24 protein-coding genes and 10 tRNA genes are annotated in these 23188 nt (G+C 40.5%); 7 read left to right on the forward strand and 27 right to left on the reverse strand.

Translation table 11 applies throughout. The features are described 5' to 3' along the window. Positions 1-57: 57 nt before the first annotated feature. The 3 genes from BTO22_RS01355 to pepA form a co-directional block, all read right to left on the reverse strand. Positions 58-2919 carry a valine--tRNA ligase gene (locus BTO22_RS01355; RefSeq protein WP_105053977.1) on the reverse strand — a complete coding sequence of 954 codons (2862 nt, stop codon included), beginning with the start codon at positions 2917-2919 and terminating at the stop codon, positions 58-60. 110 nt (positions 2920-3029) lie between these two features. Beyond that, the gene (locus BTO22_RS01360; protein ID WP_105053978.1) at positions 3030-3473 is read right to left on the reverse strand and encodes a DNA polymerase III subunit chi; all 444 of its coding nucleotides are present in this window, start codon (positions 3471-3473) and stop codon (positions 3030-3032) included. 93 nt (positions 3474-3566) lie between these two features. Continuing rightward, the gene (pepA, locus tag BTO22_RS01365) at positions 3567-5075 is read right to left on the reverse strand and encodes a leucyl aminopeptidase (RefSeq protein ID WP_105053979.1); all 1509 of its coding nucleotides are present in this window, start codon (positions 5073-5075) and stop codon (positions 3567-3569) included. A 189-nt stretch (positions 5076-5264) separates the two neighbouring features. Here pepA and lptF point away from each other — a divergent pair, with 189 nt between their 5' ends. Then, complete coding sequence (gene lptF / locus BTO22_RS01370; RefSeq protein ID WP_105053980.1) at positions 5265-6377, forward strand: LPS export ABC transporter permease LptF; 1113 nt, start codon at positions 5265-5267, stop codon at positions 6375-6377. Further along, complete coding sequence (gene lptG, locus BTO22_RS01375) at positions 6370-7446, forward strand: LPS export ABC transporter permease LptG (protein WP_105053981.1); 1077 nt, start codon at positions 6370-6372, stop codon at positions 7444-7446. Before lptF ends, lptG begins: the two co-directional genes overlap by 8 nt. 76 nt (positions 7447-7522) lie before the next feature. Here the strand turns inward: lptG and BTO22_RS01380 are convergent, their stop codons facing one another. Then, complete coding sequence (locus BTO22_RS01380) at positions 7523-7987, reverse strand: RDD family protein (RefSeq protein ID WP_060992505.1); 465 nt, start codon at positions 7985-7987, stop codon at positions 7523-7525. A 179-nt stretch (positions 7988-8166) separates the two neighbouring features. Between BTO22_RS01380 and BTO22_RS01385 the strand changes: the two genes are divergently transcribed. Further along, a tRNA-Leu gene (locus BTO22_RS01385) sits at positions 8167-8251 on the forward strand. 132 nt (positions 8252-8383) lie between these two features. Here the strand turns inward: BTO22_RS01385 and BTO22_RS01390 are convergent. The 14 genes from BTO22_RS01390 to mutY all read right to left on the reverse strand — a co-directional run bounded on the left by BTO22_RS01390 (position 8384) and on the right by mutY (position 13043). Continuing rightward, positions 8384-8641 (reverse strand): DUF2999 domain-containing protein, encoded by a 258-nt coding sequence (locus tag BTO22_RS01390; RefSeq protein ID WP_105053983.1) that lies wholly within the window; start codon positions 8639-8641, stop codon positions 8384-8386. A gap of 57 nt (positions 8642-8698) precedes the next feature. Beyond that, positions 8699-9085, reverse strand: coding sequence for a diacylglycerol kinase (locus BTO22_RS01395; RefSeq protein ID WP_105053984.1), 387 nt, complete (start codon positions 9083-9085; stop codon positions 8699-8701). A gap of 154 nt (positions 9086-9239) precedes the next feature. Then, positions 9240-9315 (reverse strand) — tRNA-Asn (locus BTO22_RS01400). 6 nt (positions 9316-9321) lie between these two features. Then, a tRNA-Phe gene (locus tag BTO22_RS01405) sits at positions 9322-9397 on the reverse strand. Between the two features lie 7 nt (positions 9398-9404). Beyond that, positions 9405-9480, reverse strand: a tRNA-Thr gene (locus BTO22_RS01410). 75 nt (positions 9481-9555) lie between these two features. Continuing rightward, positions 9556-9631 (reverse strand) — tRNA-Asn (locus tag BTO22_RS01415). Positions 9632-9663: 32 nt separating this feature from the next. Next, positions 9664-9739 (reverse strand) — tRNA-Thr (locus tag BTO22_RS01420). A 42-nt stretch (positions 9740-9781) separates the two neighbouring features. Continuing rightward, positions 9782-9857: transfer RNA gene (locus tag BTO22_RS01425), tRNA-Asn, on the reverse strand. 6 nt (positions 9858-9863) lie between these two features. Then, positions 9864-9939 (reverse strand) — tRNA-Phe (locus tag BTO22_RS01430). A gap of 7 nt (positions 9940-9946) precedes the next feature. Beyond that, positions 9947-10022: transfer RNA gene (locus tag BTO22_RS01435), tRNA-Thr, on the reverse strand. A 72-nt stretch (positions 10023-10094) separates the two neighbouring features. Next, positions 10095-10170: transfer RNA gene (locus BTO22_RS01440), tRNA-Phe, on the reverse strand. A 109-nt stretch (positions 10171-10279) separates the two neighbouring features. Next, positions 10280-11416, reverse strand: a complete 1137-nt coding sequence (gene mltC, locus BTO22_RS01445; RefSeq protein ID WP_105053985.1) for a membrane-bound lytic murein transglycosylase MltC — start codon at positions 11414-11416, stop codon at positions 10280-10282. Positions 11417-11715: 299 nt separating this feature from the next. Beyond that, on the reverse strand, positions 11716-11988 hold the full coding sequence (locus BTO22_RS01450) for an oxidative damage protection protein (protein ID WP_060992501.1): 273 nt from the start codon (positions 11986-11988) through the stop codon (positions 11716-11718). Between the two features lie 2 nt (positions 11989-11990). Then, on the reverse strand, positions 11991-13043 hold the full coding sequence (mutY, locus tag BTO22_RS01455; RefSeq protein ID WP_105053986.1) for an A/G-specific adenine glycosylase: 1053 nt from the start codon (positions 13041-13043) through the stop codon (positions 11991-11993). Between the two features lie 216 nt (positions 13044-13259). Here mutY and trmB point away from each other — a divergent pair, with 216 nt between their 5' ends. Continuing rightward, positions 13260-13976: a tRNA (guanosine(46)-N7)-methyltransferase TrmB gene (gene trmB / locus BTO22_RS01460; protein WP_105053987.1), complete on the forward strand. Its 717-nt coding sequence runs from the start codon at positions 13260-13262 to the stop codon at positions 13974-13976. A gap of 128 nt (positions 13977-14104) precedes the next feature. Beyond that, a complete protein-coding gene (gene glsB, locus BTO22_RS01465; RefSeq protein ID WP_105053988.1) occupies positions 14105-15025 on the forward strand; it encodes a glutaminase B in 921 nt (306 codons plus the stop codon). A gap of 75 nt (positions 15026-15100) precedes the next feature. Here glsB and hemW read toward each other — a convergent pair whose 3' ends face one another. The 7 genes from hemW to BTO22_RS01500 form a co-directional block, all read right to left on the reverse strand. After that, the gene (gene hemW / locus BTO22_RS01470) at positions 15101-16261 is read right to left on the reverse strand and encodes a radical SAM family heme chaperone HemW (RefSeq protein ID WP_105053989.1); all 1161 of its coding nucleotides are present in this window, start codon (positions 16259-16261) and stop codon (positions 15101-15103) included. A gap of 3 nt (positions 16262-16264) precedes the next feature. Then, entirely contained in the window at positions 16265-16861 is a 597-nt protein-coding gene (locus BTO22_RS01475; protein ID WP_105053990.1) for an XTP/dITP diphosphatase, read from the reverse strand. Positions 16862-16871: 10 nt separating this feature from the next. Next, complete coding sequence (locus BTO22_RS01480) at positions 16872-17303, reverse strand: DUF4426 domain-containing protein (RefSeq protein WP_105053991.1); 432 nt, start codon at positions 17301-17303, stop codon at positions 16872-16874. Between the two features lie 55 nt (positions 17304-17358). Then, on the reverse strand, positions 17359-17658 hold the full coding sequence (yggU, locus tag BTO22_RS01485) for a DUF167 family protein YggU (RefSeq protein WP_105053992.1): 300 nt from the start codon (positions 17656-17658) through the stop codon (positions 17359-17361). 7 nt (positions 17659-17665) lie between these two features. Further along, entirely contained in the window at positions 17666-18220 is a 555-nt protein-coding gene (locus BTO22_RS01490) for a YggT family protein (RefSeq protein ID WP_105053993.1), read from the reverse strand. Positions 18221-18282: 62 nt separating this feature from the next. Next, positions 18283-19101, reverse strand: coding sequence for a pyrroline-5-carboxylate reductase (gene proC / locus BTO22_RS01495; protein WP_105053994.1), 819 nt, complete (start codon positions 19099-19101; stop codon positions 18283-18285). A gap of 59 nt (positions 19102-19160) precedes the next feature. Continuing rightward, the gene (locus tag BTO22_RS01500; RefSeq protein ID WP_105053995.1) at positions 19161-19871 is read right to left on the reverse strand and encodes a YggS family pyridoxal phosphate-dependent enzyme; all 711 of its coding nucleotides are present in this window, start codon (positions 19869-19871) and stop codon (positions 19161-19163) included. A 23-nt stretch (positions 19872-19894) separates the two neighbouring features. On the opposite strand from BTO22_RS01500, the gene BTO22_RS01505 reads away from it, so the two are divergent. Continuing rightward, positions 19895-20932: a type IV pilus twitching motility protein PilT gene (locus BTO22_RS01505; RefSeq protein WP_061004615.1), complete on the forward strand. Its 1038-nt coding sequence runs from the start codon at positions 19895-19897 to the stop codon at positions 20930-20932. Between the two features lie 2 nt (positions 20933-20934). Further along, positions 20935-22041: a PilT/PilU family type 4a pilus ATPase gene (locus BTO22_RS01510; protein WP_105053996.1), complete on the forward strand. Its 1107-nt coding sequence runs from the start codon at positions 20935-20937 to the stop codon at positions 22039-22041. Between the two features lie 145 nt (positions 22042-22186). On the opposite strand, the gene ruvX is transcribed toward BTO22_RS01510, so the two are convergent. Both ruvX and BTO22_RS01520 read right to left on the reverse strand, forming a co-directional pair. After that, positions 22187-22612, reverse strand: a complete 426-nt coding sequence (ruvX, locus tag BTO22_RS01515; RefSeq protein ID WP_105053997.1) for a Holliday junction resolvase RuvX — start codon at positions 22610-22612, stop codon at positions 22187-22189. Then, complete coding sequence (locus BTO22_RS01520) at positions 22609-23172, reverse strand: YqgE/AlgH family protein (RefSeq protein ID WP_060992745.1); 564 nt, start codon at positions 23170-23172, stop codon at positions 22609-22611. Before BTO22_RS01520 ends, ruvX begins: the two co-directional genes overlap by 4 nt. Between the last annotated feature and the right edge of the window lie 16 nt (positions 23173-23188).

Consider the following 23188-nt stretch of genomic DNA (forward strand, 5'->3'; position numbering starts at 1 on the left):
ATCGGCCTTTTTTATGCATTACGATAATATCAACCTAATAAAGATATAAAGGCTTACTTATAGTGCAGCGATTGTTTCTTTTTGCGCTTCTAGTTTAACTAAGGTTTCTTTATAGCCTTCTAGTTTTTCACGCTCTTTAGCGATAACAACTTCAGGTGCTTTAGCAACGAAACCTTCGTTACCTAATTTACCTTCGATACGTTTAATTTCGCCTTGGATTTTAGCTACTTCTTTATCTAAACGAGCAAGCTCTGCATCTTTATCGATAAGGCCCGCCATTGGGATCATCAGCTCAGACTTACCAACAAGAGAGGTTGCACATGCAGGCGTCTCTTCATTGTCTGTAAGTACTTTGATGCTGTCTAGTTTTGCTAGAGAAGTAAGAACAATCTCATTTGCTTGAATACGTGCAGCGTCTTTTTCGTCAGCGACTTTAATCATCACATCTAAGCCTTTGCTTGGTGCGATGTCGTATTCAGCACGTAAGTTACGAATGCTTGTAATGAAGGCTTTAACCCACTCAAGATCAGCAACCACATCAGCATTGAAGTTTTCTTCATTAAACTGAGGTAATGCTTGAGTCATGATAGTCTCACCTTCAACACCGTTAACTAGCGGCTTAACGCTCTGCCAGATAGATTCAGTGATGTAAGGAAGAACAGGGTGAGCAAGACGTAATGTCTTCTCAAGAACCGTAATTAGCGTGTAACGCGTTGCACGTTGTTGTGCTTCGGTGCCTTTCCATAGAACTGGTTTAGTTAGCTCTAAGTACCAGTCACAGAATTGGTTCCAGATGAATTCATACAGCGTATTTGCTGCCATATCTAGACGGTAGTTATCTAGGTGTGCATTAAATTCTTTTGCTGCGATTTCAAACTGAGACGCGATCCATTGGTCAGCCAGTGAGAACTCAAGCTCTGCACCTTCAGCCATGCCACAATCGTGCTCTTCTGTGTTCATTAATACGTAACGGCTTGCGTTCCATAGTTTGTTACAGAAGTTACGGTAACCTTCAAGACGCTTCATATCCCAGTTGATATCACGACCTGTTGATGCCATTGCTGCAAGAGTGAAACGTAGAGCATCAGTACCGTATGGTTCGATACCGCCTTCAAACGTTTTACGCGTTGCTTTTTCGATTTTCTTAGCAAGTTGAGGTTGCATCATGTTGCCACAACGTTTTTCAACAAGCTCTTCAAGGCCGATACCATCGATCATATCGATAGGATCAAGTACGTTACCTTTAGACTTAGACATCTTGTCACCGTTCTCATCACGGATAAGGCCCGTCATGTAAACTGTCTTAAATGGTACTTGTGCATTGCCTTCTTCGTCTTTCACGAAGTGCATGGTCATCATGATCATACGAGCAACCCAGAAGAAGATAATATCAAAACCAGATACTAGAACTTCTGATGGGTGGAATGTTTTAAGTGCGTCTGTGTTTTCAGGCCAGCCTTGTGTGCCGAACGTCCAAAGTGCAGAAGAGAACCATGTATCAAGTACATCATCATCTTGGCGAAGAACGATAACTGGAGAAAGGTTGTTTTTCTCACGAACTTCTTCTTCAGTACGACCAACGTAAACTTTACCGTCGTTGTCATACCATGCAGGAATACGGTGACCCCACCAAAGTTGACGAGAGATACACCAATCTTGTACGTCACGCATCCACGCAAAGTACATGTTTTCGTATTGCTTAGGAACGAATTCGATTTGACCATCTTCAACCGCTTTAACTGCTGGAGCAGCTAGAGGTGCAGTACGTACATACCATTGGTCAGTTAGCATTGGTTCGATAACAACACCACCACGGTCACCGTAAGGAACGGTTAAATCGTGATCTTTGATTTCTTCAAGAAGACCCAGTTCATCAAACTCAGCAACGATAGCTTTACGAGCGGCAAAACGTTCCATGCCGTGGTATTTAGCAGGAAGTTCAGCGCTGTACACATCGCTTTCTTCGCCGTTTGTTGTGAATACTTCAGCAGTATCACGAATATCAGCGTTAAAAGTAAGGATGTTGATCATTGGTAGGCTATGACGTTTACCTACTTCGTAATCGTTAAAGTCATGAGCTGGAGTGATTTTCACACAACCCGTGCCTTTTTCCATGTCCGCATGCTCATCGCCTACGATAGGAATTAAACGACCAACGATAGGCAGTTCAATGTGTTGACCGATTAGATCTTTGTAACGAGGATCTTCAGGGTTTACAGCAACACCAGTATCACCAAGCATCGTTTCTGGACGAGTCGTAGCTACAATAATGTAGTCTTTGCCGTCAGCAGTTTTAACGCCGTTTGCTAGTGGGTAGCGGAAGTGCCACATAAAGCCTTTTTTGTCTTTGTTTTCAACTTCAAGATCAGAAATAGCAGTGTGCAGTTTCGGATCCCAGTTTACTAGACGCTTACCACGGTAGATAAGGTCTTCTTCGTATAGACGAACAAACACTTCTTGAGTTGCAGCAGATAAACCATCGTCCATTGTGAATCGTTCACGATCCCAATCAACTGATGCTCCTAGGCGACGAAGTTGTTTCGTGATTGTGCCGCCTGATTCTGCTTTCCATTCCCAAATTTTGTCGATGAAAGCGTCACGACCGTAATCGTGTTTTGTTTTGCCTTCTTCAGCCGCAATCTTACGCTCAACAACCATTTGAGTTGCAATACCTGCGTGGTCGGTACCGACTTGCCAAAGAGTATTCTTACCTTTCATACGTTCAGCACGGATAAGTGTATCCATGATGGTATCTTGGAAAGCGTGACCCATATGCAGGCTACCAGTGACGTTTGGTGGCGGGATCATGATGCTGTAAGCTTCTTTTGATGTATCGCCATGAGGCTTAAAGTAGCCTTTTTCTTCCCAAGTCTGGTACAGAGCTTGTTCTATTGATTGCGGATTATATGTCTTTTCCATAGTGTTCGTCACGAATATCTCTATTAAAAAGTGGAATGCCAAATATCATAATTAATGGCTCAAGTTAATAATTATCTTTTAATTAAGTTACTTAGCTATGATGATTGGCATTATTCTAATGTCTCGGTTTGCATGGCTCGGCCTGCATTTCGGTATATTTTATACCTTTCTCGAGCGTGTTGTTTGCTTTTTTCTTCACAGGGTACGAAGTCTACCACTTGAGCAAAGGAAACCGCAAAAGTTGCGACCTCTTGAGCTAAATTTATTAGCACATGTCGGCGGCCTGATGGGCGTAGTGTTCCCCAACCAATTTCAATTGGAGAACCAGATTTTGGGCCTTCACCAATAAGGTTATGTGGTGTGAACTCAGAAATTTCATTCTGCCAAAGTGCTTCATCAATTAATAACGCTTGTTCTTTATCGCTACTTAAAATATAGATTCGAGCATTTTCAGAGTAATAATAATGAGCAAGCTGACACACAAATTTTAACAGACCTTCTTGAGTCGCTGTTGATGATGTGGGTTCAATAACATAAAACAGTGCTTGGCTCATAATCTCTCTTATTTATTACAGCGTATATGACCATAAATAAGTCATTAAAAAAGGGCCTGTATATAGGCCCTTTATATCATAAAACGAAGTGGTTTATTCTACGTTTTCTTGGCCTGAACGATTCAGTAAAAACTGGACAAGTAATGAGACTGGTCGGCCTGTTGAGCCTTTGTTGGCACCAGAGACCCAAGCAGTACCCGCACTATCAATGTGGGCCCAATGGTATTTCTTAGCAAAGCGAGCAAGGAAACAACCAGCAGTGATTGTGCCAGCTGCTTTTCCGCCAATGTTAGCCATGTCTGCAAACGGGCTATTCAGTTGTTCATTGTATTCGTCAGCCATAGGTAAGCGCCAAGCGCGGTCACCAGATTGTTCAGACGCATTAATGAGTTCATGAGCTAATGGATTATGGTTTGCGATTAAGCCATTGATGTGATGGCCAAGAGCCACAACACAAGCGCCTGTCAATGTAGCCACATCAACAACGCATTCTGGATCGTAACGTTCAACATAAGTAAGCGCATCACAAAGTACTAAACGACCTTCAGCATCGGTATTTAATACTTCAACTGTTTGACCTGACATTGTAGTTAAAATATCACCAGGGCGATAAGAATTACTGCTTGGCATGTTTTCACAACCAGCAAGTACACCAACAACGTTTAAAGGAAGGTTTAACTTAGCAAGCGCTTTCATTGCACCAAAGACAGAGGCAGCACCACACATGTCGTACTTCATCTCATCCATACCGTCACTTGGTTTGATAGAGATACCGCCTGAATCGAACGTCAGACCTTTACCAATAAGTACGATAGGTTTTGCATCAGGATTAGAATGACCTTTGTATTCCATCACTGACATCATGGATTCATTATGAGACCCTTGACCTACAGCTAGGTAAGAAGTCATGCCTAGTTTTTTCATCTCTTCTTCACCAATTACTTTAGTGGTAACGGTTTCGTAGTCATCGGCTAAGCGACGAGCTTGAGATGCAAGGTACGCTGGGTTGGCAACGTTTGGTGGCATATTGCCTAAATCTTTCGATGCTTTAACGCCAGAGGCAATAGATAAACCATGATTAATTGCTTTTTCACCTAAGTTAAGTTCACGGCGAGTTGGTACATTAAATACTAACTTGCGTAATGGGCGACGAGTCTCAGGTTTGTTACTCTTGAATTGGTTAAAGGTGTATAAGCTGTCTTTAGTAGACTCAACAGCTTGGCGAACCTTCCAGTACGTATCGCGACCTTTAACGTGCAGTTCGGTAAGGAAACATACTGCTTCCATAGAGCCTGTTTCATTTAGTGTGCTGATGGTTTTTTTGATGATTTCTTTATATTGACGCTCACCAAGTTCACGCTCTTTACCACAACCGACTAATAAAACACGCTCAGAAAGAATATTTGGTACTTGATGCAACAACAGCATTTGACCAGGTTTACCTTCTAGATCACCACGGCGAAGTAATGAACTGATGTAACCGTCACTGATTTTATCTAGCTGTTCTGCGATTGGAGATAAACGGCGTGGTTCGAAAACACCGACAACGATACATGCGCTGCGCTGCTTCTCTGGACTGCCACTTTTTACACTGAACTCCATGCGTACTCCTACATCCTAAAGACAAATAGAACTAAATGTTAGATAATGAGCAAAATCTAGTTAGATACTATACTATTAGTGTTCCGATTTCGCAGGCTAACATTTAGCCAAAGATTAAAAAATAAATGGTTTACACGGAAATTATAGTGATTCTGGCAAAAATACAAGTTTTCTATAGGTAGATTCGACGTGATTATTATTAGATATTTGATCAAGGAAACATTAAAGAGCCAATTTGCGATCTTTTTTGTTTTATTTTTGATCTTTATGAGCCAAAAATTTATTAGCGTTTTAGCTGACGCTTCGGATGGAGATATCCCTGGAGGGTTGATCCTATCTTTAGTTGGTTTGAACATGCCCGCAATGGGCTTGCTGATGCTACCTTTGAGTATTTTTATAGGTATTCTTCTTACTTTTGGGCGTTTATACGCAGAGAGTGAGATCACAGTAATGAACGCTACAGGTATGGGGAATTCAATCCTTATTCGTGCTGCGCTTTACTTAGCATTAATTACAGGAACCGCCGCGGCGTTTAATTCACTATGGCTATCTCCTTGGAGCCAAGAAAAAACAACGCAATTAATGGAAACTGTTGAAACTGATGCAGGTGTAGATTTATTGCAAAAAGGTCAATTTCAGCGCTCTCCTGATGGCCAAGCTGTCGTATTTATTGATGATATTAATACGAAAAATGGCAAAGAATTAGAGCATGTTTTTCTCGCTCAACCGATACCTCGTGACTCATTGCGTCCAAGCGTTTTAGTTGCAGAGCGAGGTGTAGTGAAAGAATTGCCTGATGGTCGTCAAGTATTAGATCTTCAAAGTGGTACTCGATATGAAGGTATTCCAACTCGTTTAGATTATCTTGAAAGTAATTTTGAATCTTATGAGCTATTAATTGGACAAAAAGAAGTTAAAGAAAAGCGTCGTGATTGGGATGCGATTCCTACGTTGGATCTAATTAAACGCAATGAACTAGAAGCGAAAGCTGAATTGCAATGGCGAATCTCTCTTATTATTTGTATACCACTATTAACCATGGTGGTGGTGCCGTTGTCAGCCGTAAATCCCCGACAAGGGCGTTTTGCTAAATTGGGGCCAGCTGTTCTGTTGTATCTTGCCTATTTCTTATCATTAAGTGCGGGTAAATCAGCAGTAGAAGACGGTGGGTTAGCGCCTTATATTGGCTTGTGGGCCATAAATGCTGTGCTATTAATTATTGGTATTGTATTGAACTCAATGGACAGTGTATTTGTTAGAAAATTAAAAGATAAAATGCGGAGAAAACCAAAACATGTTTAAGATTTTAGATTGGTATATTGGCCGTACGATTATAGCAACCTCTGCATTATGTTTGGTGACCTTGGTTGGGTTATCTTCGATCATCAAATATGTTGAGCAATTACGAAAAGTAGGCAAAGGCACATACGATCTTTTAGATGCGCTTTATTTTGTTATTTTAAGCATGCCTCGTGATATTGAAATGTTCTTTCCTATGGCGGCCTTACTTGGTGCTTTGATTGGCTTAGGGATGTTAGCAGCGAGCTCTGAGCTTGTAGTAATGCAAGCTGCGGGGTATTCAAAATTAGATATTGGCGTATCGGTATTGAAAACGGCAATCCCATTAATGTTGATGGTTATGGCGTTAGGTCAATGGGGAGCCCCACAAGCCCAAAAAATGGCTCGTGATTTACGAACTTTTGAAACATCAGGCGGCAATATTGCTGCCGTAAGAGCAGGGGTTTGGGCTAAAGATGCTGATGACTTTATTTACTTATCTCGTGTTGATAACCAAGAAAAACTATACGGTGTCACCGTGTGGCAATTTGATGATGACTGCCAATTAAATAATATTATTTTTGCACGAAAAGCAGATTATCAATCTAAAGAAGCAGGTTGGCTAATGAGTGATGTTTCTATTACTCAAATGGAAGATGATGCAGTCATTAGTGAAAGGAAAGTCGATAGTCTGAATTGGTCAACGACATTAACGCCAGATAAATTGGCTGTAGTAACTGTAAAACCAGAAGAGCAATCTCTTACTGGGTTATATGATTACGTTACTTATTTAAAAGATTCAGAGTTAGATGCATCGCGTTATGAATTAGCTTTTTGGCGTAAAGCATTGCAACCTATATCAGTTGCCGTAATGATGTTATTAGCTCTTTCTTTTGTCTTTGGGCCGCTACGAAGTGTGACTATGGGAGCAAGAATACTGTCAGGTGTTATTGCTGGTTTTACCTTCTATATATCTAATGAAGTGTTTGGGCCTATGACCTTGGTGTATAACATCCACCCCATATTTGGTGCATTAGGACCGAGTTTAATTTTCTTGTTAATTACTTTGGCCTTGTTAAATCGGAAGTTATAAACGATTCAATAAAAAGGAGATACTGTAAAGTATCTCCTTTTTTTTGTGTCTATAAATTGATTTTACGTGAATAGAGCTATACGGCTTTATCCAGAACAATTACTCGAGTTTTTGCCCATGTATCTTGGAAAGCGGCGTTATCATGAGACATGAATACTAAAAGGTTACCTAAACCAAATGCCGAGGTAGACATTCGGATAATGGCTTGAGTTAATGTAATTGGTGAGCCATCAAGTTGTTGAACTTGTAGTTTCCAAGCTCGCATTCCTAGTGTTTGTCCCTGACACCAAAAGTAAGCAAAGAAGCCAACAAAAACAGAAATAAGAGTGATAGGGTATAGATTGCTCCACATAGGGTCATGGTTTAGATATGAACTAACATCAGGGTATGAGCCATAACTGACTATGCCGACGCCATATAGCATCTCAAGAGTTGCTACGATAGCACCACCGGTTAACATCATCACAGCACTGATGATTAGAGTATCGTAAAACCAAGCCCCCATGCGGCGCATAAATCCTGCTTGTTTTTGTGTTGTCATTTTATCTTCCATAAATTAAAAAACTGACAGCAGTATAACGATAGATTCGATAAAAATGAAAATCAGATTGTAAATAACTGCTGAATATTTCAGCAAACAAATATCTTAGAGTAATAAAGAGCTTGCGCCATGATCATCTCTGAGTATAATCAGTCACATCAAGCAGTAATGCTGATAAAGCCGGTATGGTGAAATTGGTATACACGACGGATTCAAAATCCGTTTCCGAAAGGAGTGGCGGTTCAAGTCCGCCTACCGGTACCATATTTAAATGACAAAGCCTCGATGAAAATCGGGGCTTTGTTGTATTTGGAACATAGAAAGCACACCATCGATCTCTCGATACAAAAAAGCCCCAACCGAAGTCAGGGCTCTAGTATTACTCATTGAAAAGATTTATTGATTTTCTTCAAGCTTTGCTTTTGCTTCTTCTACTTTTGAAAAATCCAAACCTAGTTCTTCTACAGCTTCTTTAATTAAGCTTGGGTTTGTCATTACTTGCATCATTAATGGTTGAAGTTGTTCTTGTGGAATCCCTAAGCTTTGGATTGTTGCAATCGCTGCTAGTGGGTTTTGTGTTAGTGCTTGAAATACTTCTGAGATTTTTTCATCACTAACATTGTGTTCTTTTAATGTTTGAATAATAGGGTTCATTAAAATCTTCCTCTTTAAAATGGATACGTTCTATTTATCTATTCAAGATAAATAAAATTATAAATAATGGTTACCTAGGATCATTAGCCAGGTAAAGCCTGCAAAGCACAGAGCGACAAATACGGCTGCAGAGCCGATATCTTTAGCTCGGCCACTTAATTCGTGATGTTCTGGCCCAATACGGTCTACAACAGCCTCTATAGCTGAATTCAATAGCTCTACGATAAAGATTAAGACAAAGACACCAATTAATAAGATTTGTTCTATCGTGGATACATCAAGTAGTAGGGCGGTAGGGGTGGCGATAACTAACATCGCAAATTCTTGACGAACAGCGGCTTCATGTTTAAATGCTGCTTTTAAACCTTGAATAGAAAACCCAGTAGCTTTAATTACTCGTTTAATACCAGTATTGCCTGGTTTACCTGATGGAGTATCTGTCATGGTGTAACCTTAGTGAAATAAGTGATCTCAATCCTTATTGTATCGTAATGATAGTATGTTTGTGGATTGGTATGAATGGAGGTTATGGTAGTGTTGAGTTTGCCAAATAACAAGCATAAAAAAAGCCTCATCAGAATGATGAGGCTTTTTAATATGGCTCCCTTTGCTGGACTTGAACCAGCGACATACGGATTAACAGTCCGGCGTTCTACCAACTGAACTAAAAGGGAATTATATGGTGCCTCGAGGCGGAATCGAACCACCGACACGAGGATTTTCAATCCTCTGCTCTACCGACTGAGCTATCGAGGCAAAAAAATGGTGCCGACTACCGGAGTCGAACTGGTGACCTACTGATTACAAGTCAGTTGCTCTACCTACTGAGCTAAGTCGGCACACTATATTTTTTTGCTATTACTGAATTAAGTCAGTAATAAAAAAACCTCGTCCTACGACAAGGCTTTTGAATGTGGCTCCCTTTGCTGGACTTGAACCAGCGACATACGGATTAACAGTCCGGCGTTCTACCAACTGAACTAAAAGGGAACAGATTTTCTATTCTTCTTACAAGTAAGAAATGGTGCCGACTACCGGAGTCGAACTGGTGACCTACTGATTACAAGTCAGTTGCTCTACCTACTGAGCTAAGTCGGCACTAATTTTTATTAATCTTTAAAACGTAAAGATTAAATTGTATGGCTCCCTTTGCTGGACTTGAACCAGCGACATACGGATTAACAGTCCGGCGTTCTACCAACTGAACTAAAAGGGAATTGTATGGTGCCTCGAGGCGGAATCGAACCACCGACACGAGGATTTTCAATCCTCTGCTCTACCGACTGAGCTATCGAGGCAAAAGAATGGTGCCGACTACCGGAGTCGAACTGGTGACCTACTGATTACAAGTCAGTTGCTCTACCTACTGAGCTAAGTCGGCACACTAAATTCTTTTGACTATTCGTGATCTAGCATTTAATTAATCTAGAACTACACCAACAATCTTATTGTATGGTGCCCGGAGGCGGAATCGAACCACCGACACGAGGATTTTCAATCCTCTGCTCTACCGACTGAGCTATCCGGGCAACGAGCGCTATTAAACGGATTTTTGCCCCTACCGTCAACTTTTTTTTGCAAAATACGCTATTTTTTTGGTTGTTTGATGGATAATTCATCGAATAGGCGATTTTATCGCTAAATCTTCCCTGAATTAAATTCTTTTTTAAAGGCTGTAACCTTTTCTAAGTAACGGCGAGATTCTGCATTTTTATGCTTTTTGGTTAAAGCCCAGTAGACTTGATTTGGATTTAAGCTATTAATATCACTAATTGCTCTGCTTCTACTGCTGCTAAAAGTATTAAATACACCACCAGCGCCGCCGTTATAAGCTGAAATCATACTGTATTGTTTTGAAATAGGATTACGAATGTCTTTTAAGTAACGGGTTTTTAAAATATGAAAATAAGCCGTGCCGGTATCTATATTGTTGTGAGGATTGAAAAGGTATTCGGGGGTTGGATCGCCTGATTTTTTCTTAACTAATTTAAATACGTCGCGTCCAGCTGTTTTTGGGACGACTTGCATTAACCCGTAGGCATTTGCCCAACTTACCGCATATGGGTTAAAGCTACTTTCCGTTCTAATTATGGAATAAATGAGATCTTCAGGGATGTCATAACGCTGAGATGCACCACGAACAATATCAGCATATTGATATTCACGTAGCTGAGTATGGTTTTTTACCATAGGAATATCGACATAAAAGGCTTTTTTGTAATCGATATTTTTTGTTTTTAAGTGATTAGCAATTAAATAATCAGCATAACGACCTGCACGCCATGACCATTCAATTGGTTTTTTATCTTGATCAACGACTTGTTGGTATAAGAAGGGTTTGCCATCAAGGGCAACATCAGCATCAGAATAAAGATCGACACCTGCGGGATCGTCAGGCGTAAGTAGGGTCGTAATAATTGCTTGACGTAAATGGGCTTTAGGCTCGGTACCTGCAACCGTCTCAACCGTAACTCGGCCCGTTGTAAAATCAACTTGAGATCGGCTTAAGTAGCCATCGGTATATTTTACGTATGAGCGTTTACTGGCAATAACGAGATTCTTTTTACCCCAACGCTTTTCAATGTTGGCATTAAAACTGTTAATTAAAGAGTCGAGTGCTTTTATATCTTTAGTAAATTGCCCTGGAAGAGGGGCAAGGTTTTTAGCAAAGCGATTAGTGGTATCGTAATTAATACCAAAAGTAGACTCTATTGATTCTCGGCTACAACTGGTAAGAAAAAGACAAGCAGAGGCAATCAGGATAATTTTTTTCATAAAGACAATATAGATAAGAACTCGATAATAATGTTAACGGCAGAATGCCCTCTAACTGAAAAAGAATAAAAATAAAGCAGCCATTAGACTAATGCCAGTCAGTTAAGCGAATATCAATAAAAACAAGGGCTTCAGACGAATTTATTACAATCATTCTGGAGCCCTTGTTGTATCTATCTTTCACTCTCTTAACGGGTACTTTTCCATATCTATTAGACATTGAATAAATAGTGCGTAATTACTCAATAAAGTGACTAACTGATCGGCATTAGCCATTAGACTGCTTTATTTACAATAACTTATTCACTTGGTGGTGTGTAACCATCAATGATGACTTCTTTGCCATCAAATAAGAAACCTTCCATTTCTGTTTCCAGTAGTTTGCGGTGCTCTGGATCCATCATGTTCAGTTTCTTTTCATTAATAAGCATGGTTTGTTTATGCTGCCATTGGCCCCATGCTTCTTTGGAGATATTGTCAAAAATACGCTTACCTAGTTCACCTGGGTAAAGTTGAAAATCTAGGCCATCGGCTTCTTTATTTAAAAGAACGCAAAATACAGTGCGACTCATGGTTATTCTCCATTAGAAATTTCGAACGGTAAGGTATCTAGCAGTTTTTGAACTGGAGCTGCTAATCCTACCGTCATTGGTTGAGATAAGTTATACCAAACTCCACGCGTTCCTTCCATCACCATATGAGGTTTCTTACTCAGAGTGATAAGTACAGGAGTGATATCTAAGTGGTAATGACTAAAGGTATGACGAAAAGCAATTAATTGTTGGCTTGATTTCACATCCATACCATAGCGGTCGGATAAATCATTTAAGGTATTTTCTGGCTGTTCGGGGAAGCAATATAGTCCACCCCAAATTCCCGTTTGAGGTCGTTGCTCTAGTAATACATCACCATCGTGATAGTAGATAGCAAACCATGCCTCTTTGGTTGGCTTGTCTTTTTTGGGTTTCTTAGTTGGAAAATCCAATTGACGATCTTGTGCTTTTGCTTGGCAAAGATCATTGACAGGGCATAATTTGCATTTAGGTTTTGAGCGAGTACAAACCATTGCCCCCATGTCCATCATGGCTTGGTTATAGCGTTCAACCCCAAACTCTGGGGTATGTTCTTCGGCTACTTCCCACATGGCATTTTCAACGGACTTTTTACCTGACCAACCTTCAATAGCAAAGCAGCGAGAAAGCGTACGTTTTACATTGCCATCTAAAATTGGATGACGTTGTTTTAATGATAATGATAACACTGCCCCAGCAGTAGATCGTCCAATCCCCGGGAGAGCGATGACTTCGTCGATGGTTTCTGGAAACTTCCCATTATATTGTTCAGCAATGATTTGGGCTGTTTTGTGTAAATTACGAGCACGAGCGTAATAGCCAAGTCCGGTCCATAAATGCAGGACTTCATCTTGTTCTGCATTAGCTAAATCAACAACCGTTGGAAAGCGGGCCATGAAACGCTCGAAATAGGGAATAACGGTAGTTACTTGGGTTTGTTGAAGCATGATCTCAGATAACCATACCTTATAAGGAGTTTTTTCTAATTGCCAAGGTAACGTCTTACGGCCGTAATTGTCGTACCACTCTAAAATGGCGTGAGAGAAAGATGTCATGACATGCTCGATTGCTTTTTATAATGGTGTGAATTGCACCACAGTAGAATGAATTTGTACACCCGACAGAAAATAGGGGTATTCGTTAGATAGTATAAATTCGAGTATTGAGTGAGTTTATGACGAAAACGAAAGATAATACTTGAACACTGGGCTAAACTTTGGATAATGCCGGATCCACAATCCTTGTTCAGAGAATAACCAGGTTATCCAATCATGACTGAAGTGACTAAAAACGACTTTACCGAAGAAGGTAAAGTTGTTCGTAAAATTCGCAGCTTTGTACGCCGCGAAGGACGTTTAACGAAAGGCCAAGAAGGCGCTATTACTGAGTGCTGGTCTACCATGGGCATCGATTTTGTTGAGCAAATGCTTGACTGGAGCGAGGTGTTTGGTAATAACAACCCTGTCGTTTTAGAAATCGGTTTTGGTATGGGTGCATCTTTGGTTGAGATGGCGCAGAAAGCACCAGAGCTTAATTTCCTTGGAATTGAAGTTCATCGCCCAGGTGTTGGCGCATGTCTTGCTGCAGCGAAAGAAGCTGGCGTAACTAACTTACGTGTAATGTGTCACGATGCCGTTGAAGTATTTGAATCAATGATCCCTGATTCATCAGTAAATACATTACAATTGTTCTTCCCTGACCCATGGCATAAAGCACGTCATCATAAGCGTCGTATCGTTAAAGCTGAGTTTGCTGAGATGATCCGTCCTAAGTTAAATGCAGATGGTATTTTCCACATGGCTACTGACTGGGAAAACTACGCAGAGCATATGATCGAAGTAATGAATGCGGCACCGGGTTACGAGAATATCGCTACAGATGGTGACTACATTCCTCGTCCAGATGAACGCCCACTAACAAAATTTGAAGCGCGTGGCCACCGTTTAGGTCATGGCGTTTGGGATATTAAATTCCGTCGTAACGTTTAATCAGTTTTTTAAAGTTGTATGACAGCGCACCATAAGCGCTGCATGGTTCTTATACCAATCTAAATAAATACTAAAGCCAACCTCAGTGTTGGCTTTTTTGTCCTTGCGCTCAACAGGAAGTAAAAATAATGAAGCCAACAAAACAAATATTAGATGATATTTTGAATGAAGTGCGTCCTCTTATTGGACAAGGGAAAGTTGCCGATTACATCCCAGCTCTAGCTTGTGTTCCAAACGATAAATTGGGGATAGCGGTATACACCAATGATGGTGAAATGATCACATCAGGTGATGCCGATGAACGCTTTTCGATTCAATCAATCTCTAAAGCGTTGAGCTTAACTTTAGCTATGGAATTGTATCAGCCTGAAGAATTATGGCAGAGAGTAGGAAAAGAGCCATCAGGACAAGCGTTTAATTCCCTTATTCAGCTTGAGATGGAGCAAGGAGTCCCTCGTAATCCGTTCATTAATGCGGGTGCGATTGTTGTTGCCGATATGCTGTTTAGTCGTTTTTCTGCACCAAAGCATAGATTATTAGAATTTGTGCGAAAGCTCTCAGGTAATGAACATATTATATATAATCGTGTCGTCGCTAATTCAGAAATGGATCATAGTGATCGAAATGCATCGATTGCCTATTTGATGCGTTCATTTGGTAATTTCGATAATGAAGTGATGCCAGTATTAAAAAACTATTTTCATGCTTGTGCACTGAATATGAGCTGTGTTGACTTAGCAAGAACGTTTGGTTATTTAGCCAATAAAGGTATTCAACCAGAGACTAATAAGTTCATCGTAACGCCAATGCAGAGTAAACAAATTAACGCATTAATGGCGACTTGTGGCTTATATGATGGAGCTGGTGAGTTTGCGTATCGTGTTGGTATGCCGGGAAAATCGGGTGTTGGTGGTGGTATTATTGCGATTGTTCCTGGTGAGATGACGATAGCGGTATGGTCTCCAGAGTTGGACCCATCAGGGAATTCGTTAGCTGGAACTAAAGCGTTAGAGTTGCTTTCAGAGCGTATTGGTCGTTCTATATTTTAAAATAAGAGCAGGTTTCAGGAAAAGCTTTTTAAGCTCTTCCTGAAACCTTTAAGCGAAGCGTTCTGAACCCTGTTTTTAATCCTCATCACTCACAAACGCCTCCAATAAATCATTCAAAAACAACTTCCCGTGCTCTGTGATCTGCCAGTGAGTTTCTGTTTCTTCTAGGTACTTCTTCTCTTTAGCCCAATCCATTGTTTCTTGAATTGATTCAAATCCTAACCCTGTTTTATCAATGAAATCTTGCTTTGGACAGGTTTCTAATAGACGAAAACGGTTCATAAAGAACTCAAAAGGTCTGTCGTGATCCGTAACCTTTTGTTCGTCAATTAAGTAAGGTTTCATTAAATCCAGGAAGCCGCGTGGGTGCTTGATTTTAGTGGTTCGAACAATGCGACCATCAGAAAAACTGAGCTTGCCATGAGCACCACAACCAATCCCTAAATAGTCGCCAAAGCGCCAGTAATTCAAATTATGGCGACATTGATAACCGACTTTACTGTAGCCCGATATTTCATATTGAACATAACCGGCATCAGATAGAATTTGATGACCTTGTTCAAAAATATCCCATAAATCATCATCGTCAGGCAACGTTGGTGGCTTATAGTAAAACACAGTATTTGGCTCAATAGTAAGCTGATACCAAGACAAATGTGGCGGATTAAGCTCAATCGCTTGTTTTAAATCAGACAAGGCATCATCAATAGTTTGGTTTGGTAAACCATGCATTAAGTCGAGATTAAAACTGTTTAATCCTGCTTCATGAGCCAGACGAGCAGCGCGAACGGCTTCATCTTTACCATGGATTCGTCCCAGTTTTTCGAGTTTTTCTTGTTGGAAACTTTGTACACCAATAGAAATGCGATTGACACCTGCTTCACGATATTCAATGAATCGTCCAGCTTCTACGGTTCCTGGATTCGCTTCCATGGTGATCTCAATATCATCAGCAAACGGCAGGCGCTTTTCAATTTCGATTAATAAGCGTTTAATCTCTGGAGCGGTAATTAGGCTTGGTGTACCACCTCCTATAAAAATAGAGTGCAGCTTACGTGGCTCATTTTCCATATCATAACGTGCAAGATCGGTATCAAGATCGTCAATTAACGCTGAAATGTATTGTGCTTCAGGGATTGTCGTTTTCAATGCGTGAGAGTTGAAATCGCAATATGGGCACTTTTGAATACACCATGGAATATGAATGTATAAGCTAAGTGGTGGTGGGACTAGCATCAATTATTGACCTTCTTTTAATGCAGCGAACAGTTTTTTCAGCGCTTGACCACGGTGAGACAATTGTTTTTTACGAGCAGGTTCAAGCTCTGCTGAAGAACAGTTATCTTCACTTACCCAGAAGATAGGATCATAGCCAAAGCCATTTTCGCCTTGTTGTTCTGTGGTGATATGACCTTCCCATGAACCATGGCAAATTAATGGCGTAGGATCGTTCTCATGCTTCATTAGTACTAAAACACAATGGAAGCGCGCTGTGCGTTTTTCGGTAGGAACACCTTCCATTGCAGCTAGCATTTTATCTATGTTCTTTTGATCTGTTGCGCCTTCACCAGAATAGCGCGCAGAGTAAACGCCTGGAGCGCCATTTAATGCATCAACTTCTAAACCGGAGTCATCAGCAATGGCAGGTAGGCCTGTTTCTTTAGCGGCGTGGCGTGCTTTTATAATGGCATTTTCAATGAAAGTAGTGCCTGTTTCAGCTACGTCAGAGACGTTGAATTCACTTTGTGCCACAACATTAAATCCAAAGTCAGATAACACATCTGCCATTTCACGAACTTTACCTTGGTTGCCTGTTGCTAATACGATTTTGCTCATAATGATTTTCTTACTCTTCTACGTAGAACTTTTGATTGAATTTTAATTTGCCTGCGCCCTTGGTATCGGCAGATACATCGATATCAAAGCGAAAGGTTTCTTCATTAGTAATTGGCAGCTCAGCGATATAATAAATCGCATTTTGCTCTTTAATTTCACGGAAGGTTAACGTTTTTGTTTGCCCAAGTAAATTTTTAGCGTTACCTGTTATTTTGGCTGCGATGGCAGGCTTTCCTGCTTGAGAGGTATCTAGCACACTGATATTAATTAGCGCGTTGTAACCAGAGCGTTTTAATTGATAAGCGCGGGCTACTTTGGGAGTTAGAAAGGTGGAATTAAATGCAGAGTAATGCACCTCTACATTTTTTATTTGTACAAATTGTCCCGCAAAAGTGGGTAGGCTAAAAAGGAACAGGGACAAAAGTAAGGTTATTTTTTTCATAACGATCCTCATATAAAAAGATTTCCATATAAAAAAGCCGAGGGTTAACTCGGCACTAGTATTTTTTTGATGGTAACAGCTGCTTAATTGCTTCTGGAATAATTTCCGGAGAATGAATTCGAACTTGTTTGTGACGATTTAGCTCTCCTTTCTCGACCGTAATTTTTCCTTTAGCAACTTTAAACAGTTTGGAGAAGTATTTAATTAAATGCGCATTGGCTTTCCCATCGACTGGAGGGGCTGTTATCGCTATTTTAAGTTCTTCACCATGTATACCAACGATTTGATCTCGACTGGCCTTTGGTTGAAGGTAAAGTCTTAAGATCAAATCGTCGTTATCGTATTTAACTGGCATAACTGATTTACAAGCTATACCAAACTGGGCCAATTAAGTCGCCCATTAGGAAGTTAGCAAATTGAAGCACAATAAATAACACCAATACGCTTAAGTCTAATCCGCTCATTTGAGGTAATATTTTACGAATAGGAGCAAGCATTGGTTCTGTTAATTGGTGCATAACATACTCAATTGGGCTACGACCTTGGCTAACCCAACTTAGGATTGCACGTACTAATAAGATCCAGAACAGCAAACCACCAGCGGCTTTAGCTAGTGCGATTAAACCAATGAATAAGAATTCTGGGCCAAAATTAATACCACCTGCAACGACAACTTGTAATGCAACAAATTTAACGACACATAGCACATAAGCAAATAACACGGTTGCTAGGTCTAGGCTGCCAATTGATGGAATAATACGACGTAAAGGAGAAACGACGGGTTGAGTTGCCTTTACGATAAATTGAGAAAATGGATTATAAAAATCGGCACGTGCGACTTGTAACCAAATACGTAGGATCACGACCATGATGTATAAATCAAAAACGGTCGAGATTAAAAAGCTCATTGCATTCATAGTTTATTAACCTTAAAAATCATTGGTTTTGTAAATAGAGTAATTGAGTAGAGAAGGTTATCTTAAAATAACGATTCCATCTCTTCTGCACGAGACACAGCCGCTTGCATTGCTTTGGCTACGATCTCTTGCAATTTATGTTCATTAAATGTGCGTAGAGCCTCTGCTGTTGTACCGCCTTTTGAGGTCACTTGTTCACGCAGTGTCGATAATTGTGTGTCAGGGTTAGCGACGACCATTTCAGCGGCACCAAGTGCAGATTGTTGCACGAGCAGACGAGCAGTGTCTTCACTAAAACCTTGTTTCATCGCTTCGGCTTGCATTGCTTCCATGAATAAGAAAAAGTACGCAGGCGCACTTCCTGCTGCTGCAATTACTGAGTTAATGCCTGATTCTTTTTCGACCCAGCATACTTCACCAACGGCAGACATTAAGTCGCTTGCATAGGTTTTATCTTGTTCAGAGATATGTTCAATAGCAAATAAACCACTCATGCCTTTGCCTACTAGTGCTGGTGTATTTGGCATAACGCGCACTAAGTTTAGGTCGGTTGCGAACATCTCATTTAAACGCTTTGCAGAAATACCAGCTGCAATAGAGATCACTAATTTAGTCGAGTAATCGATGGTTTGTAGTGGCTCAGCAGCGGTTGCCATCATTTGTGGTTTTACCGCAAGAACGATAACATCTGCATTTTCAGCCGCAGTCATGTTATTGGTCGAGGTATTAATGCCGTAACATTTTTCTAAATGTTCAAGTTTCTCTGTGCTTGGATTTGTGGCTGTGATTTTATCTTTTGGGTAACCACTGCTAATTAGACCGGCAATAATCGAGCGAGTCATGTTGCCTGCGCCAATAAAAGCAATATTGCGATGTTCCATTCGTCTTCCTTACTTTATACCTATCGCTATAATTGAGATTGGTATCATTCGAGTTGAGGTTATTCTTTGTTTTTATAGTCTCTAGCACCAAAAATTGCGGTACCAATTCGAACCATTGTTGAGCCAGCTTCAATTGCGGCATCCATATCACCACTCATTCCCATTGATAGGGTATCCACTTGAGGATATTGTGCGCGTAATTGATTTTGAATGGAAGCAAGTTGTGTAAATGCTGCCAATTGCTCATCGTAATTGGATACATTCGCAGGGATCGACATTAACCCACGTAAGGTTAAATTTGGCATTTCATTTATAGCTGCTGCAAGTTCCATTACTTCGTTGCTTGTCGTCCCAGATTTACTCTCTTCTGAACTAATATTGACCTGAATAAGTACATTTAGTTCGCCATGCTCTTTTGGACGTTGCTCATTTAAGCGTTGTGCAATTTTAAGACGTTCAACAGAGTGAACCCAATCAAAATGTTCCGCTATCGGACGAGTTTTGTTAGATTGGATTGGGCCAATAAAATGCCATTCTAATGATGTATCAGAATGGTTTTTTTGAAAGTATTGAACCTTTTCAATGCCTTCTTGTACGTAGTTTTCACCAAAAGCACGCTGACCAATTTCTATCGCTTGTTCGAGTAACTCGATAGGTTTGGTTTTACTTACCGCTAACAATTGCACTGAATTTGGGCGTCGACCACATTTTTGAATGTTGTTCTCTATCTGAAGAGTGATTTGGTGGATATTTTGCTTAATACTAGTCATAGAAACGATTACCGAGGAAAATTATGGACATCACAGAACTACTGGACTTTAGTGTAAAACAAAACGCATCAGATCTACACCTATCTGCAGGAGTTCCTCCTATGGTACGTGTTGATGGTGAAGTGCGTAAACTGACATTGCCTGATTTTACACATGCAGAAGTTCATCGTTTAGTGACTGACATTATGAACGATTCTCAACGCAGTGAGTTTGAAGAAAAGTTAGAAGTCGATTTTTCATTTGAATTACCTAATGTTGGACGTTTTCGTGTGAATGCATTTAATCAATCGAGAGGCTGTGCTGCGGTATTTCGAACTATCCCGGTTGATATCCCATCATTAGAGCGACTTTCTGCTCCTGAAATTTTCACAACAATTTCAAATTATCAAAAAGGGTTGGTGTTAATTACAGGCCCAACAGGGTCGGGTAAATCCACCACGCTTGCAGCTATGGTGGATTACATTAATGAGAATCATAATAAACATGTATTAACGATTGAAGATCCGATTGAGTTCGTACATAAGAATAAGAAATGTTTGATTAACCAACGTGAAGTACATCGTGACACTCATAGCTTTAAAGCGGCACTACGCTCAGCATTACGTGAAGATCCTGATGTTATTTTAGTGGGTGAGCTTCGAGATCAAGAGACCATCAGTCTAGCATTAACCGCCGCAGAAACCGGTCACTTAGTGTTTGGCACTTTGCATACTAGCTCAGCAGCAAAAACCATTGACCGTATTATTGATGTATTCCCTGGTAGTGATAAATCTATGGTTCGTTCTATGCTGTCTGAATCATTAAGAGCTGTTGTGGCTCAAACTTTATTAAAGCGTACTGGTGGTGGTCGTGTTGCATGTCATGAAATCATGATAGCGACTCCTGCAATCCGTAATTTGATTCGTGAAGATAAAGTCGCTCAAATGTATTCGATTATCCAAACTGGCTCTTCTTTTGGTATGCAGACAATGGAGCAAAATGCGAAGAAAATTATTGCTCAAGGTTTGGTTGATCCTGATGAAGTTGCAAAGAAAGTTGAAATAACAAGCATGGGCTTTTAATTATGACGTTAGATGAATTGCTACATCAAATGGTAAAGCAAAAAGCATCGGATGTTTATTTAACGGTTGATGCTCCATGTTTATTGCGAATTCATGGTGAGCTTAGAGCGATTGGTCACAAGCAGACCAATGAATCTGTTTCTGCATTATTAGCGGAGATGATGGATGAAGATCGCCAGACTGAATTTAATCAAACATTAGAAGCCAACTTTGCCATTGTAAAAGAAAGTGGACGCTTTCGCGTGAGTGCATTTTGGCAGCGTGAGCAACCAGGAGTGGTTATCCGTCGTATTGAAACCAAAATTCCATCCATGGAGTCATTACATTTACCTGAAGTGATGAAAGAGCTAGCGATAGCTAAGCGTGGCTTGGTTCTGGTTGTTGGCGCAACAGGCTCTGGTAAATCGACATCGATGGCAGCAATGACAGGGTATCGTAATGATAATAAATCCGGTCATATATTAACAGTTGAAGATCCGATTGAATTTGTTCACCCTCACCACAAATGCATCGTTACTCAGCGTGAAGTTGGCTTAGATACCGAAAGCTATGAAGTCGCGTTAAAGAACTCTTTGCGACAGGCTCCTGACATGATTTTAATTGGTGAAATCCGCAGTCGAGAGACGATGGAGTACGCCATGACCTTTGCGGAGACGGGGCACCTTTGTATGGCAACGCTCCATGCTAATAATGCTAACCAAGCGTTAGAGCGAATTCTCCACTTAGTACCGAAAGATCAGAAAGAGCAGTTCTTATTTGACCTTTCTATGAACTTAAAAGGGATCATTGCTCAACAATTGGTTCCTGATATAAATGGTCACGGGCGTCATGGCGTTTATGAGGTGTTGTTAAATACTCCTCGGATTTCGGATTTGATCCGTAGAGGTGAGTTGCATGAATTAAAAGCTACCATGACAAAATCGCGAGAATCAGGCATGCAGACGTTTGATCAGTGTTTATTTGATTTAGTGGTAGCGAATAAAATCTCTGAAGATGAAGCATTGCACAGTGCAGATTCTGCGAATGACTTGAGGTTGATGCTGAAGACGAAGCGTGGTGATTCATTTACGACGTCGAAGTTTGATAATGTGTCGATATCGTTAGACTAAAAGCGATACGCTTCGCTAACTAGAAGGCTATGCTCTAGAAACTATAAAAGCAGTAATACGTAAAATAATTACTGCTCTTAATATCTGCTTTTGAGCTTATAGGAGCGAAGCGTCTCAAGCAACTTGTTGCATCTGCTTTTAGATTTTAGCTCCACTGACTCTCAAACCAACTTTCTAAAATAACCACCGCTGATTGACAGTCAATATTGCCTTTCGATAATGCTTTATAACCACCGAACTCAAATAAATCAGAGCGAGCTTCAGCTGTTGATAGACGTTCATCGTGTAATTCAACTTGATTACCAAAACGGCCATGTAAACGGTTAGCAAATTTCTTTGCTTTCGGTGTAATCGTTTCTAGCTCTTTGCCGTGTAGATCGGTTGGCAGGCCAACAACGATTAAATCGGGTTGCCATTCTTTAATTTGCTTTTCGATATCGTCCCAATTAGGGGTGCCATCTTGTGCTTTAAACGCTTTTAATGGGCTTGCTGTACCTGTAATTTCTTGGCCTATGGCTGAGCCAATACTTTTGGTGCCAAAATCAAATGCCATGATGGTACGTGAACTCATGCGTGTCCAACCTCGCTGGATAAATTTGCTGGATTGATACCTAATATCCCAATCGCTTTTCTCCAACGATCATGAATAGGAGTATCAAAGATAACGGAAGGATCTGCTTCTAGGATAAGCCATGTGTTTTCTGACAACTCCTTTTCTAACTGACCCGCATCCCATCCAGAATAACCAAGAGCAACCAAATACTTACGAGGTTGAGATTCTGTACCTAATGTCGCTAAAATATCTTTTGATGTCGTGACATAAAGCTCGTTAGTTACTCGTATACTCGAAGTGTAAGCGTCTTTTTCTGAATGAAGAACAAAACCACGATCGTCAGAAACTGGGCCGCCATTAAGTACTGGTTGAGTTAAGGTTTTTGGAAATATAATTGGAGAGGGGTTATCTAGTTCAATTTGTTCCAGCATACCTTTTAATGAAATAGGAATCGTTTCATTAATGCGTAACCCCATGGTTCCTTCTGAATCATGTTCACAAATATAGATAACACTTCGCTGAAAGAAAGGATCTTTCATACTAGGCATTGCGACTAAAAAATGATTCTTTAAATCCACATAGCCTCCTAAATTA

Source organism: Aliivibrio sifiae (genome assembly GCF_002954705.1).
GTDB lineage: Bacteria > Pseudomonadota > Gammaproteobacteria > Enterobacterales > Vibrionaceae > Aliivibrio > Aliivibrio sifiae_A.

Excerpts from the sequence above, each read along its gene's own strand:
- BTO22_RS01380 (WP_060992505.1), bottom strand. The coding sequence starts at position 7,987 with ATGACAACACAAAAACAAGCAGGATTTATGCGCCGCATGGGGGCTTGG.
- BTO22_RS01395 (WP_105053984.1), bottom strand. The coding sequence starts at position 9,085 with ATGACAGATACTCCATCAGGTAAACCAGGCAATACTGGTATTAAACGA.
- ruvX (WP_105053997.1), bottom strand. The coding sequence starts at position 22,612 with ATGAGTTCACGTACCATCATGGCATTTGATTTTGGCACCAAAAGTATT.
- BTO22_RS01510 (WP_105053996.1), top strand. The coding sequence starts at position 20,935 with ATGACGTTAGATGAATTGCTACATCAAATGGTAAAGCAAAAAGCATCG.
- BTO22_RS01355 (WP_105053977.1), bottom strand. The coding sequence starts at position 2,919 with ATGGAAAAGACATATAATCCGCAATCAATAGAACAAGCTCTGTACCAG.
- mutY (WP_105053986.1), bottom strand. The coding sequence starts at position 13,043 with ATGACATCTTTCTCTCACGCCATTTTAGAGTGGTACGACAATTACGGC.
- lptG (WP_105053981.1), top strand. The coding sequence starts at position 6,370 with ATGTTTAAGATTTTAGATTGGTATATTGGCCGTACGATTATAGCAACC.
- pepA (WP_105053979.1), bottom strand. The coding sequence starts at position 5,075 with ATGGAGTTCAGTGTAAAAAGTGGCAGTCCAGAGAAGCAGCGCAGCGCA.
- trmB (WP_105053987.1), top strand. The coding sequence starts at position 13,260 with ATGACTGAAGTGACTAAAAACGACTTTACCGAAGAAGGTAAAGTTGTT.
- BTO22_RS01490 (WP_105053993.1), bottom strand. The coding sequence starts at position 18,220 with ATGAATGCAATGAGCTTTTTAATCTCGACCGTTTTTGATTTATACATC.
- BTO22_RS01390 (WP_105053983.1), bottom strand. The coding sequence starts at position 8,641 with ATGAACCCTATTATTCAAACATTAAAAGAACACAATGTTAGTGATGAA.
- proC (WP_105053994.1), bottom strand. The coding sequence starts at position 19,101 with ATGGAACATCGCAATATTGCTTTTATTGGCGCAGGCAACATGACTCGC.
- hemW (WP_105053989.1), bottom strand. The coding sequence starts at position 16,261 with ATGCTAGTCCCACCACCACTTAGCTTATACATTCATATTCCATGGTGT.
- mltC (WP_105053985.1), bottom strand. The coding sequence starts at position 11,416 with ATGAAAAAAATTATCCTGATTGCCTCTGCTTGTCTTTTTCTTACCAGT.
- yggU (WP_105053992.1), bottom strand. The coding sequence starts at position 17,658 with ATGCCAGTTAAATACGATAACGACGATTTGATCTTAAGACTTTACCTT.
- BTO22_RS01480 (WP_105053991.1), bottom strand. The coding sequence starts at position 17,303 with ATGAAAAAAATAACCTTACTTTTGTCCCTGTTCCTTTTTAGCCTACCC.
- glsB (WP_105053988.1), top strand. The coding sequence starts at position 14,105 with ATGAAGCCAACAAAACAAATATTAGATGATATTTTGAATGAAGTGCGT.
- BTO22_RS01500 (WP_105053995.1), bottom strand. The coding sequence starts at position 19,871 with ATGACTAGTATTAAGCAAAATATCCACCAAATCACTCTTCAGATAGAG.
- BTO22_RS01360 (WP_105053978.1), bottom strand. The coding sequence starts at position 3,473 with ATGAGCCAAGCACTGTTTTATGTTATTGAACCCACATCATCAACAGCG.
- BTO22_RS01475 (WP_105053990.1), bottom strand. The coding sequence starts at position 16,861 with ATGAGCAAAATCGTATTAGCAACAGGCAACCAAGGTAAAGTTCGTGAA.
- BTO22_RS01505 (WP_061004615.1), top strand. The coding sequence starts at position 19,895 with ATGGACATCACAGAACTACTGGACTTTAGTGTAAAACAAAACGCATCA.
- BTO22_RS01450 (WP_060992501.1), bottom strand. The coding sequence starts at position 11,988 with ATGAGTCGCACTGTATTTTGCGTTCTTTTAAATAAAGAAGCCGATGGC.